Consider the following 12,377-nt stretch of genomic DNA (forward strand, 5'->3'; position numbering starts at 1 on the left):
CGTGGGTATTCCTTGTCATTTCGCTTTATTCGAGCTGCAACCGGGCTTTCGTCTGGATCTCGAGCAGTTGGCCACGCGCTATCGCGAGCTGGCGCGCGGTGTTCATCCTGACCGCTTTGCCGATGCTTCCGAGCGCGAGCAGCGGTCGGCGCTCGAGCAGTCTGCGCGGCTCAATGATGCCTACCAGACGCTCAAGAGTCCGGCCCAGCGCGCACGCTACCTGCTGACCATCAGCGGGCATGAAGTGCCGATGGAAGTCACCGTCCACGATCCCGAGTTTCTTCTGCAGCAGATGCAATGGCGCGAAGAGCTCGAAGATCTGCAGGACAGTGCCGACCTGGCCGGTGTCGCGGCGTTCAAGCGTCGCCTGAAAACCGCCCAGGAAGAGCTCAACGAAAGCTTCGCAGCCTGTTGGGATGATGCAGCGCAGCGCGAACAGGCCGAACGCCTGATGCGGCGCATGCAGTTCCTCGACAAGCTCACCTACGAAGTGCGCCAGTTAGAAGAGCGCCTCGACGATTAACCCAGTGCCGCTCCGGTCGCACGCCTGATATACAGATAAGTCCTGATCACGATGGCCCTACTGCAGATCGCCGAACCCGGCCAAAGTCCTCAACCGCACCAGCGTCGTCTGGCTGTGGGGATCGACTTGGGCACTACCAATTCGCTGGTCGCTGCGTTGCGCAGTGGTCTTTCCGAGCCGCTGGCCGACGCCGAAGGGCGGGTCATCCTGCCTTCCGCCGTGCGTTATCACGCCGATCGCGTCGAAGTCGGCGAGTCAGCCAAGCTGGCCGCATCCTCCGATCCCCTGAATACCGTGCTGTCGGTCAAGCGCCTGATGGGTCGTGGTCTGTCCGACGTCAAGCAATTGGGCGATCAACTGCCGTACCGCTTTGTCGGCGGCGAATCGCACATGCCGTTCATCGACACCGTGCAGGGCCCGAAAAGCCCGGTCGAAGTTTCCGCCGATATCCTGAAAGTATTGCGTCAGCGCGCCGAAGCCACCCTTGGCGGTGAGCTGGTGGGCGCGGTGATCACCGTTCCGGCGTACTTCGACGATGCTCAGCGCCAGGCCACGAAGGACGCGGCGAAACTTGCCGGTCTGAACGTGTTGCGTCTGCTCAACGAGCCGACCGCTGCGGCGGTGGCATACGGTCTGGATCAGCATGCCGAAGGCCTGGTCGCCATTTACGATCTGGGCGGCGGCACCTTCGACATTTCGATTCTGCGCCTGACCGGCGGTGTATTCGAAGTCCTCGCTACTGGCGGCGACAGCGCGCTGGGCGGCGATGACTTCGATCATGCGATTGCCGGCTGGATCATCGAGAGCGCCGGTTTGTCCGCCGACCTCGATCCGGGTGCGCAACGCAGTCTGCTGCAAACCGCTTGCGCAGCCAAAGAAGCCCTTACTGATGCCGACAGTGTTGAAGTTGCCTACGGCGACTGGACAGCACAGCTGACCCGCGAAGCCTTCGATGCGCTGATCGAGCCAATGGTTGCCCGCAGCCTGAAAGCCTGCCGCCGCGCCGTGCGCGATTCCGGCGTCGAGCTGGAAGACGTGCACGCCGTGGTCATGGTCGGTGGCTCGACCCGCGTTCCACGTGTTCGCGAAGCCGTCGCCGAAGCCTTTGGTCGTCAGCCGCTGACCGAAATCGACCCGGATCAAGTGGTGGCCATCGGTGCCGCGATCCAGGCCGATACGCTGGCCGGCAACAAGCGTGATGGCGGCGAACTGCTGCTGCTCGACGTGATTCCGCTGTCCCTGGGGCTGGAAACCATGGGCGGCCTGATGGAGAAGGTGATTCCACGCAACACCACCATCCCCGTCGCTCGTGCCCAGGACTTCACCACTTATAAAGACGGCCAGTCGGCGATGGCGATCCACGTGTTGCAGGGCGAGCGTGAGTTGATCTCCGATTGTCGCTCCCTGGCTCGCTTCGAATTGCGCGGCATCCCGGCGATGGTAGCTGGTGCGGCAAAAATTCGTGTGACCTTCCAGGTCGATGCCGATGGTCTGCTCAGCGTCTCTGCCCGTGAGCTGGGTTCGGGCGTTGAAGCGAGCATCCAGGTCAAACCGTCCTACGGCCTGACCGACGGCGAAATCGCCAAGATGCTGAAAGATTCGTTCCAGCACGCCAATGACGACAAAGTCGCCCGCGTTCTTCGCGAGCAGCAAGTCGATGCCCAGCGCTTGATCGAAGCGGTGCAGGGCGCTCTGGAGGCGGATGGCGAGCGTTTGCTCGACGCTGAAGAGCGCATGGTCATCGAGTTGCAAGTGCAGGAACTGACCGAACTGATGAAAGGTACCGATGGGTACGCCATCGAGCAGCAGACCAAGCGTCTGTCGCAAGTGACCGATGCTTTTGCAGCCCGTCGTATGGATCAGACGGTGAAAGCCGCTCTGTCCGGGCGCAATCTGAATGAAATCGAGGATATCTGATGCCGCAGGTCATTTTTCTGCCCCACGAGAAGTTCTGCCCTGAAGGCATGGTCGTTGACGCTGCGCCTGGCACGTCGATCCTCGAACTGGCTCACGAGCACCACATCGAGATGGAAAGCGCCTGCGGCGGCGTCTGCGCCTGCACCACTTGTCACTGCATCATCCGCGAGGGTTTTGACTCGCTGGAAGAAGCCGACGAGTTGGAGGAGGATTTCCTTGATCGTGCCTGGGGCCTGGAAGCCCAGTCGCGCCTGGCCTGTCAGGCGATCGTCGGTGAAGAAGACATCACCGTCGAAATTCCGAAATATTCGCTTAACCATGCGGCCGAAGCGCCGCACTGACTGGTAAGACTGTCATGAGCTACGGTTGGAATGATGTTCAACGTATTGCAGAAGAGCTGGCGGAAGCCAAACCGGGTGTAGACCCGTTTTCTGTCAATTTCGTCGACCTGCAGCAATGGATCAAAGAGCTGCCGGATTTCGACAATACCTCTGGTCGTGTTGGCGAGAAGGTGTTGGAGGCGGTTCAGACTCTCTGGGCCGAAGAATTGGACTGATCGTCCTCGCAGGTTAGGCAATACCCAAGAACCCGCGTATAATTCGCGGGTTTAATTTTTCGCAAATTACCGTTTCTGGAGTTACACCATGGCTGTTCAACGTACTTTCTCCATCATCAAGCCTGACGCCGTTGCTAAAAACGTGATCGGCAAGATCACCACTCGCTTCGAAGACGCTGGCCTGCGCGTTGTAGCTTCGAAACTGAAGCAACTGTCCAAAGCCGAAGCCGAAGGCTTCTACGCTGAGCACAGCGCTCGTGGTTTCTTCGGCGACCTGGTTGCCTTCATGACTTCGGGTCCAGTTGTCGTTCAGGTTCTGGAAGGCGAAAACGCCATCGCTCGCAACCGTGAGCTGATGGGCGCTACCAACCCTAAAGAAGCTGCTCCAGGCACCATCCGTGCTGACTTCGCTGAATCGATCGACGCCAACGCTGTTCACGGTTCGGACTCCGAAGCCGCTGCTGCTCGCGAAATCGCTTACTTCTTCGCAGCTACTGAAGTAACCACTCGCTAAGCATTGGCTTAAAGAGTGAAGGTGAATCCATGACGACATCGACTGTTAAAACCAACCTGCTGGGTCTGACCCAGCCGGAAATGGAAAAATTCTTCGACTCAATCGGGGAGAAGCGTTTCCGTGCCGGTCAGGTAATGAAATGGATTCACCACTTTGGCGTCGATGATTTCGACGCCATGACGAACGTCAGCAAGGCCTTGCGCGAAAAGCTCAAGGCTGTTGCTGAGGTCCGTGGTCCCGAAGTGGTCAGCGAGGACATTTCCAGCGACGGCACCCGTAAGTGGGTGGTGCGCGTGGCGTCCGGCAGCTGTGTCGAGACCGTTTACATTCCCCAGGGAAAACGCGGCACTCTGTGCGTTTCGTCCCAGGCAGGCTGTGCCCTGGACTGCAGTTTCTGCTCCACCGGCAAGCAAGGCTTCAACAGCAACCTCACCGCCGCCGAAGTCATCGGTCAGGTGTGGATTGCCAACAAATCCTTCGGCAGTGTTCCGGCTACCATCGACCGCGCCATCACCAACGTGGTGATGATGGGCATGGGCGAACCGCTGCTGAACTTCGATAACGTCGTGGCCGCCATGCATCTGATGATGGATGACCTGGGCTACGGGATCTCCAAGCGCCGCGTGACCCTGTCCACATCGGGCGTGGTGCCGATGATCGATGAGCTGGCCAAGCACATCGACGTATCCCTGGCGTTGTCCCTGCACGCACCGAATGACGCATTGCGTAACCAATTGGTGCCGATCAACAAGAAATATCCGCTTAAGATGCTGCTCGAGTCGTGCCAGCGCTACATGTCCGCCCTTGGCGAGAAACGTGTGCTGACCATCGAGTACACCTTGCTCAAGGACGTCAACGACAAGCTTGAGCACGCCGTGGAAATGATCGAGCTGCTCAAAGATATTCCATGCAAGATCAACCTGATTCCGTTCAACCCGTTCCCGCATTCCGGGTACGAGCGGCCGAGCAACAACGCCATCCGCCGGTTCCAGGATCAGCTTCACCAGGCCGGTTTCAACGTCACCGTGCGCACCACCCGTGGTGAAGACATCGACGCGGCTTGTGGTCAATTGGTAGGGCAGGTGCTGGATCGCACCCGTCGCAGCGAACGTTACATCGCCGTGCGTGAATTGAGCGCCGACAGCGATCTGGCACAGAACGCCGCGAACACTAACTAAGAGAGGATCTCTATGTCCCTGCGCTTTGCGCTGCTGTTGCTGTTGGCCAGCCTGTGTGCTGGTTGTGTCCTGTCGGGCGATTACAACCCGATGAAGACCAGCAAGGGCCGTGACGAAGCGCGGGCTGCCTACGTGCAGCTGGGGCTGGGATACTTGCAGCAGGGCATGACCGAACGGGCCAAGGTTCCACTGAAGAAAGCCCTGGAGCTGGACGGTTCGGATCCCGACGCCAATGCCGCGCTGGGGCTGGTGTTCCAGGCCGAAATGGAACCTGCGCTTGCTGACGAACACTTCCGCAAAGCCTTGTCCTCCCGTCCCGCCGATGCGCGCATCCTCAACAACTACGGCAGTTTTCTCTACGAAGAACAGCGTTACAAGGAAGCCTACGAGCGTTTTGAACAGGCGGCCGCCGATACCCTGTATCCTGAGCGTTCGCGGGTGTTCGAGAACCTCGGCATGACGGCGGCGAAGCTCGGGCAGCGTGATCTGGCGCAGCAGCAGCTGGAAAAAGCGCTGCGTTTGAACCGCCAGCAGCCACGGGCATTGCTGGAAATGGCTGAGTTGTCATTCGAAGACAGGCATTATGTGCCCGCGCGTGACTATTACGACCGTTTCAGCCAGCTCTCCGAGCAAAATGCACGTAGTCTGTTGCTCGCCGTTCGGTTGGCAAAAGTATTTGAAGATCGCGACAAGGCCGCCAGTGCGGGCCTGCAATTAAAACGACTCTATCCCGGTACGCCGGAATATCAGCAATACCTGTCGGAGCAATGATGAAAGCGGCGCATCCCGAAGTTGTAGCAGCGAATCGCGTTAACCCCGGTGAGACCCTGCGCCAGGCCCGCGAAAGCAATGGCTGGTCGCTGGCCGAAGTGGCCCTCAAGCTCAACCTCACCGTGACTTCCCTGAGCAATCTTGAAGCCGGCGCATTCGACAAGTTGCCCGGGCATACCTTCGCTCGCGGCTACATTCGCGCCTACGCCAAATTGCTCGGCATGGACCAGACCGTTCTGGTCCAGCAATTCGACCAGTCCACCGGCACCGATTCCCAGGGCAGCAACGTCCACGCTCTGGGCCGTATTGAAGAGCCGGTACGGGTTTCCCACACCATTTTGCGTATCGTCAGCCTGTTGCTGCTGATTGCGGTCATCGGCGGCGGTTTCGTCTGGTGGCAGGATCAGACCTCGCTGCGTACCAAGGACCTGATCGGCCTGGCGCCGGAGCACGTCGAAGTCGAAGGCGCTGACGGCACCACCCAGATTCATCCACTGGACGAGCCGGAAGACCAGGCCGTTGCAGAAGGCGAAGCCGAGGGCTCGACCGCTCTGGCGCTGCCTCAATCGGAAACCACGGCTGAATCGACCGGCGCCGAAACCGAGGCCGCAGCTCCAGCCACCGCACCGGTTGCTCCGGCACCCGCTGCGCCAGCCGCTACTCCGGCTGCACCGGCTCATACGCCAGCGCCTGTGGTTGCTGCTCCAGCAACTCCTGCGCCTGCTGTTCCGGCCACGCCTGCACCGACCGTCACTGCTCCGGCCGTCGCCGCGCCCGCGCCGACAGCGCCTGTTGCTCCGGTGGCAGGTCAGGGCCAGGTTCAGGTGCAATTCATCGCCGATTGCTGGACGCAGGTGACCGATGGCAGCGGCAAGGTTCTGTACAGCGGCCTCAAGCGCAAGGGCGACAGCCTGTCTGTCGTCGGCAAGCCTCCGTTTGCCGTGCGTCTGGGCGTTGCCCGTGGCGCGCAGGTCAGTTACAACGGCCAGCCGGTCGATGTCGCTCCGTTCACCAGTGGCGAGACCGCTCGCCTGAAATTGGGTCAATAAGTCATGCACGGCGAATCTCCAATCAAACGTCGCGAATCGCGCAAGATCTGGGTAGGTAACGTGCCCGTGGGCGGCGATGCCCCTATCGCTGTGCAGAGCATGACCAACAGCGACACCAATGACGTCGCTGCCACCGTCGCGCAGATCAACCGTCTGGAAGCCGCCGGCGTCGACATCGTCCGTGTTTCGGTACCGGACATGGACGCCGCCGAGGCGTTCGGCAAGATCAAGCAACTGGTCAAGGTGCCGTTGGTTGCCGACATCCATTTCGACTACAAGATCGCTCTGCGCGTGGCCGAACTGGGTGTGGACTGCCTGCGCATCAACCCGGGCAACATCGGTCGCGAAGACCGCGTGCGTGCGGTGGTCGATGCCGCCCGTGACCGCGGCATCCCGATCCGCATCGGCGTCAACGCCGGTTCCCTGGAAAAAGACCTGCAAAAGAAATACGGCGAGCCGACGCCGGCCGCGCTGGTCGAGTCCGCCCTGCGCCACGTCGAACACCTTGAGCGCCTGAATTTCCAGGACTTCAAGGTCAGCGTGAAGGCCTCTGACGTGTTCATGGCCGTTGAAGCCTACCGTCTGCTGGCCAAGGAAATCGTCCAGCCGCTGCACCTGGGCATCACCGAAGCCGGTGGATTGCGCTCCGGTACAGTGAAATCCGCCGTGGGCCTAGGTATGCTGCTCGCCGAGGGGATTGGCGATACTATCCGCATCTCGCTGGCGGCCGACCCGGTCGAGGAAGTGAAGGTCGGTTACGACATTCTCAAGTCTTTGCATCTGCGTTCCCGTGGCATCAACTTCATCGCCTGCCCGAGCTGCTCGCGGCAGAACTTCGATGTGGTCAAGACCATGAACGAGCTGGAAGGGCGCCTTGAAGACCTGCTGGTGCCGCTGGATGTCGCGGTGATCGGTTGCGTGGTCAACGGCCCCGGCGAAGCCAAGGAAGCCCATATCGGCTTGACCGGCGGCACGCCAAACCTGATTTACATCGACGGCAAACCGTCGCAGAAACTGACGAATGACAATCTGGTGGACGAGCTGGAAAAGCTGATCCGCGAGAAAGCGGCCGAGAAGGTCGAAGCTGACGCAGCGGTTATCGCGCGCGGCTGATCGAACGAATTAAGGAATTTCTGTGAGCAAGTCTCTGCAAGCCATTCGTGGCATGAACGACATCCTGCCGGAACAGACGCCGGTATGGCGTTATTTCGAAGGCACCGTTTCGCGTCTGCTGGATAACTACGGTTACAAGCAGATCCGCATGCCGATCGTCGAGTTCACCGAGCTGTTCAAGCGCTCGATCGGTGAAGTGACCGACATCGTCGAAAAAGAGATGTACACCTTCGAAGACCGCAACGGCGACTCGCTGACCCTGCGTCCGGAAGGCACGGCCGCGTGCGTGCGTGCGGTGCTCGAGCACGGCATCACTGGCGGTGGCCAGGTGCAGAAACTCTGGTACATCGGCCCGATGTTCCGTCACGAGCGTCCGCAGAAAGGCCGTTATCGCCAGTTCCACCAGATCGGTCTGGAGGTGTTCAACCTCGACGGTCCGGACATCGACGCCGAGCTGATCATCATGACCTGGCGCCTGTGGGGCGAGCTGGGCATCCGCGATGCGGTCAAGCTCGAGCTCAACAGCCTCGGCACCAGCGAGTCCCGCGGCCGTTATCGTGAAGCGCTGGTCGAGTACCTCTCGGCGCACCACGACAAACTGGACGAAGACAGCCAGCGTCGCCTGAAGACCAACCCGCTGCGCGTGCTCGACACCAAAAATGCCGACACTCAAGCGGTGCTGGTCGATGCGCCGAAAATGGCGGATTACCTGGATGACGAATCCCGTGCCCACTTCGAAGGCCTGAAGGCCCGTCTGGATGCCGTCGGCATTCCTTACGTGCTGAACCCGAAACTGGTGCGTGGTCTGGATTACTACAGCAAAACCGTATTCGAATGGGTCACCGACAAGCTCGGCGCCCAGGGCACCGTCTGCGCGGGTGGGCGCTATGACGGTCTGGTCGAGCAGATGGGCGGCAAGCCGACCCCGGGCGTCGGTTTCGCCATGGGCATCGAGCGTCTGGTGCTGCTGCTGGAAACCCTGGAGCAGATCCCGGAAGAAATCTCCCGTCAGGTCGACGTCTATCTCTGCGCCTTCGGCGAAGAAGCAGAGCTGGCCGGTCTGGCCCTGGCGGAGCGGGTACGCGACCAACTGCCCAACCTGCGCCTGCAAGTCAATGCCGGCGCTGGCAGCTTCAAGAGCCAGTTCAAGAAAGCTGACAAGAGCGGTGCGCTGTACGCACTGATCCTCGGTGACGACGAAATGGCCCAGCAAGTGGTAGGTTTCAAACCCCTGCGTGGCCAGGGCGAACAACAAAGCATTGCCTGGGATGCGCTCGCTGCACACCTGGCCACCTGCGTCGTGCAGGGTTGAAGCTGTCCAAACAGCCGATTTAGCGATTAAGGAGTATTGGGGTGTCGAGTACCGAAGACGAACAGTTGGCGGATTTGAAGGACTGGTGGACACGCAACGGCAAACCTCTGGTCACTGGCGGCCTGTTGGCGCTGGTCATCGTGTTCGGCTGGCAGGCATATCACAAGTATCAGAGCAACCAGTCGCAAGGCGCCTCGGTGCTCTATCAGCAATTGCTGGAAACCACGCTGACCCCGGATGGCAAGCCTGACGCCGCGCGCGTTGCGGATCTGGCCGGCAAGCTCAACAGTGAATTCGGCGGTTCTGCCTACGCGCAGTACGGCAGCCTGTTCGTGGCCAAGGTCGCGGTCGACAGCGGCAAGCTGGACGACGCGGCGACCGAACTCAAGGCCATCGTTGCCAAACCGGCCAACCCGGCGCTGGGCGAAATCGCCCGTCAGCGTCTGGCGCAGGTACTGGGCGCACAGAACAAGGCCGATGAAGCCCTGAAACTGCTCGAAGGCGATGCCGACAAGTCGTTCCTGGCCACTCGCGAAGAACTCAAGGGCGACCTGCTGGTACAGCTGGGCCGCACCGACGAAGCGAACGCGGCGTATCAAAAAGCCAAGGCGGCACTGTCGGATGAAGCGGCGGTCGGTGGCCTTCAAATCAAGCTGGACGACCTGGCCAAAGGGGATGCGTGACGTGATCCGTTGGAAGCATGCAGCATTGCTGGCTCTGGCCATTCTGGCCGCGGGTTGCAGCAGCAACAGCAAAAAAGAACTGCCACCGGCCGAGCTGACCGACTTCAAAGAAGAAGTGGTCCTGCACAAGCAGTGGAGCCGTTCGATCGGTGACGGTCAGGGCGAAACCTACAACATGCTGGTGCCGGCGATCGACGGTGACACCATCTACGCGGCCGATGTGACCGGTATCGTGATGGGCCTGGATCGCGGCAACGGCGACGTGAAATGGAAGAAAGACCTTGAACTGCCTGTGTCCGGCGCCGTTGGCGTGGGTTACGGTCTGGTCATGGTCGGCACCCTGCGCGGTGAAGTCGTTGCCCTCGACGCCATCAACGGTGAAGAGAAGTGGCGCTCGCGCGTCAACAGCGAAGTCCTCGCGCCACCGGCCAGCAACGGTGATGTGGTGGTGGTACAGACCCAGGACGATCGTCTGATCGGTCTGGACGCGTCCACCGGCAATCAGCGTTGGGTGTATGACAGCACTCCGGCCGTACTGACCCTGCGCGGTACCAGCGCACCGATCGTCACCAACCGCCTCGCGGTGGCTGGCCTGTCGACCGGTAAAGTGGTCGCGCTCGACATTTCCAACGGCGTGCCGGTCTGGGAACAGCGGATCGCGATTCCACAAGGTCGTTCGGAACTGGAGCGCGTGGTCGACATCGACGGCGGTCTGCTGCTGTCCGGCGGTACCCTGTACGTTGCCAGCTATCAGGGTCGCGTTGCGGCACTGGATCTGGAAAGCGGTCGTCAACTCTGGCAGCGCGACGCGTCGAGCTACGCCGGTGTTGCCCAGGGTTTCGGCAACGTCTACGTAAGCCTGTCGTCGGGTACCGTTGAAGGCGTCGACGAGCGTTCCACCACAGCCCTGTGGAGCAACGACTCGCTGGCCCGTCGTCAACTGTCGGCGCCGGAAGTGTTCTCCAGCTACGTTGCAGTCGGTGACCTGGAAGGTTACCTGCACCTGCTGAGTCAGGTGGACGGTCGTTTCGTTGGCCGCGAGCGCATCGACAGCGACGGCCTGCGTGCCCGTCCGCTGGTGGTGGGTGACACGATTTATGTGTATGGCAACAGCGGCAAACTGGAAGCCCTGACCATCAAGTAACAACTATGCTTGGGGTTAATTCCCCAGGCGGCCTTGCTTCTGCAGGGTTTGCAGCACCCACGGGTGTTGCCCCGAGCACCAGCCGCTGCCTCGCAGCGGCTTTTGTATTTTCTGAAATAACGAAGTGGAGAGCCGCATGGTTCCCGTAATCGCCCTGGTGGGCCGACCGAACGTCGGCAAGTCCACCTTGTTCAACCGCCTGACCAGGACTCGCGACGCCATCGTCGGCGACTTGTCCGGTCTGACCCGTGATCGCCAGTACGGTGAGGCCAAGTGGCAAGGGCGTTCCTACATTCTGATCGACACCGGCGGTATCTCCGGTGACGAGCATGGTATGGACGAAAAAATGGCCGAGCAGTCGCTGCTGGCCATCGAAGAAGCGGATGTCGTTCTGTTCCTGGTAGATGCCAAGGCCGGTTTCACCGCCGCCGACCAGATGATCGCCGAACACTTGCGCAAACGTAACAAGCGTTCCCACGTGGTCGCCAACAAGGTCGACAACATCGACCCGGAAATGGCCCGCGCCGAATTCGCCCCGCTGGGCATGGGCCACGCGATCCCGATCGCCGGCGCCCACGGTCGCGGCATCACGCAATTGCTGGAAGCCGCCCTGAGCGACTTCCCGCGCGATGATGACGAGCCGGCCGAAGGTGAAGAGGAAGAAGTGGTCGCCGAAGGCGAGGAAGCCAAGCGCATTCCTGGCCCGAGCGAAAAAGACGGGATCAAGATTGCCATCATCGGCCGTCCGAACGTCGGCAAGTCGACTCTGGTCAACCGCATGCTCGGTGAAGACCGGGTAATCGTCTATGACCAGCCCGGCACCACCCGCGACAGTATCTACATCCCGTTCGAGCGTAACGACGAGAAGTACACGCTGATCGACACCGCCGGTGTACGCAAGCGCGGCAAGATCCACGAAGAAGTCGAAAAATTCTCCGTGGTCAAAACCCTGCAGGCGATCAAAGACGCCAACGTGGTGATCTTCGTGATGGACGCCCGCGAAGGCGTGGTCGATCACGACCTCAACCTGCTGGGCTTCGCTCTTGAAGCAGGTCGTGCGCTGGTGATCGCGATCAACAAATGGGACGGCATGACGCCAAGCGAGCGCGACTTCGTGAAGGTCGAGTTGCAGCGTCGGTTGTTCTTCGTTGACTTTGCCGACATTCACTTCATCTCGGCACTGCACGGCACTGGCGTGGGCAACCTCTACGCCTCGGTGCAGAACTCGTTCAAGTCCGCGGTCACCCGCTGGCCGACCAGCCGCCTGACGCAGATTCTCGAAGACGCGGTCAGCGAGCACCAACCGCCGATGGTCAACAGCCGCCGGATCAAACTGCGTTACGCTCACCTGGGTGGCGCGAACCCGCCGATCATCGTGATCCACGGCAACCAGATCGAGAAAGTGCCGAAGTCGTACGTGCGTTATCTGGAAAACACTTACCGCCGTGTGCTCAAACTGGTCGGTACGCCGATCCGTATCGAGTTCAAGGGCGGCGAGAACCCGTACGAAGGCAACAAGAACACGCTGACCGACCGCCAGGTCAATAAGAAGCGTCGCTTGATGTCGCACAACAAGAAAGCCAGCAAGAAGCGCCGCGACAAGAAGTAAGGTCGTTG

Annotated in this window: 13 protein-coding genes; all 13 read left to right on the forward strand. The window is 60.5% G+C overall.

All coding sequences use genetic code 11. From position 1 onward, the window contains the following. The first annotated feature begins 1 nt into the window (after position 1). The 13 genes from hscB (at position 2) to der (ending at position 12,369) form a co-directional block, all read left to right on the forward strand. Entirely contained in the window at positions 2-523 is a 522-nt protein-coding gene (hscB, locus tag CAF76_RS28115; protein ID WP_011335815.1) for a co-chaperone HscB, read from the forward strand. Between the two features lie 51 nt (positions 524-574). Then, positions 575-2,440, forward strand: coding sequence for a Fe-S protein assembly chaperone HscA (hscA, locus tag CAF76_RS28120; protein ID WP_085649335.1), 1,866 nt, complete (start codon positions 575-577; stop codon positions 2,438-2,440). Continuing rightward, positions 2,440-2,781 carry an ISC system 2Fe-2S type ferredoxin gene (gene fdx / locus CAF76_RS28125; protein ID WP_007956685.1) on the forward strand — a complete coding sequence of 114 codons (342 nt, stop codon included), beginning with the start codon at positions 2,440-2,442 and terminating at the stop codon, positions 2,779-2,781. Before hscA ends, fdx begins: the two co-directional genes overlap by 1 nt. Positions 2,782-2,795: 14 nt before the next feature. Beyond that, positions 2,796-2,996 (forward strand): Fe-S cluster assembly protein IscX, encoded by a 201-nt coding sequence (iscX, locus tag CAF76_RS28130; protein ID WP_008084655.1) that lies wholly within the window; start codon positions 2,796-2,798, stop codon positions 2,994-2,996. Positions 2,997-3,084: 88 nt separating this feature from the next. After that, positions 3,085-3,510 (forward strand): nucleoside-diphosphate kinase, encoded by a 426-nt coding sequence (ndk, locus tag CAF76_RS28135; protein ID WP_039765715.1) that lies wholly within the window; start codon positions 3,085-3,087, stop codon positions 3,508-3,510. Between the two features lie 29 nt (positions 3,511-3,539). Beyond that, the gene (gene rlmN / locus CAF76_RS28140) at positions 3,540-4,688 is read left to right on the forward strand and encodes a 23S rRNA (adenine(2503)-C(2))-methyltransferase RlmN (RefSeq protein WP_007964428.1); all 1,149 of its coding nucleotides are present in this window, start codon (positions 3,540-3,542) and stop codon (positions 4,686-4,688) included. Between the two features lie 12 nt (positions 4,689-4,700). Beyond that, complete coding sequence (gene pilW / locus CAF76_RS28145; RefSeq protein WP_007956682.1) at positions 4,701-5,459, forward strand: type IV pilus biogenesis/stability protein PilW; 759 nt, start codon at positions 4,701-4,703, stop codon at positions 5,457-5,459. Then, positions 5,459-6,508 carry a RodZ domain-containing protein gene (locus tag CAF76_RS28150; protein WP_064599242.1) on the forward strand — a complete coding sequence of 350 codons (1,050 nt, stop codon included), beginning with the start codon at positions 5,459-5,461 and terminating at the stop codon, positions 6,506-6,508. The genes pilW and CAF76_RS28150 overlap by 1 nt, the downstream gene beginning before the upstream one ends. Positions 6,509-6,511: 3 nt before the next feature. Further along, the gene (gene ispG, locus CAF76_RS28155; RefSeq protein ID WP_007956680.1) at positions 6,512-7,621 is read left to right on the forward strand and encodes a flavodoxin-dependent (E)-4-hydroxy-3-methylbut-2-enyl-diphosphate synthase; all 1,110 of its coding nucleotides are present in this window, start codon (positions 6,512-6,514) and stop codon (positions 7,619-7,621) included. A 22-nt stretch (positions 7,622-7,643) separates the two neighbouring features. Continuing rightward, a complete protein-coding gene (gene hisS / locus CAF76_RS28160) occupies positions 7,644-8,933 on the forward strand; it encodes a histidine--tRNA ligase (protein ID WP_064383908.1) in 1,290 nt (429 codons plus the stop codon). A gap of 41 nt (positions 8,934-8,974) precedes the next feature. Continuing rightward, on the forward strand, positions 8,975-9,616 hold the full coding sequence (locus tag CAF76_RS28165) for a tetratricopeptide repeat protein (RefSeq protein WP_011335807.1): 642 nt from the start codon (positions 8,975-8,977) through the stop codon (positions 9,614-9,616). Beyond that, complete coding sequence (gene bamB / locus CAF76_RS28170; protein ID WP_041475426.1) at positions 9,609-10,760, forward strand: outer membrane protein assembly factor BamB; 1,152 nt, start codon at positions 9,609-9,611, stop codon at positions 10,758-10,760. Before CAF76_RS28165 ends, bamB begins: the two co-directional genes overlap by 8 nt. Before the next feature lie 136 nt (positions 10,761-10,896). Further along, a complete protein-coding gene (gene der, locus CAF76_RS28175) occupies positions 10,897-12,369 on the forward strand; it encodes a ribosome biogenesis GTPase Der (RefSeq protein WP_007956675.1) in 1,473 nt (490 codons plus the stop codon). The last annotated feature ends 8 nt before the right edge of the window (positions 12,370-12,377 follow it).

The sequence above is a fragment of the Pseudomonas sp. B40(2017) genome (assembly GCF_002112855.1).
In the GTDB taxonomy this organism is placed as follows: Bacteria; Pseudomonadota; Gammaproteobacteria; order Pseudomonadales; family Pseudomonadaceae; genus Aquipseudomonas; species Aquipseudomonas pharyngis.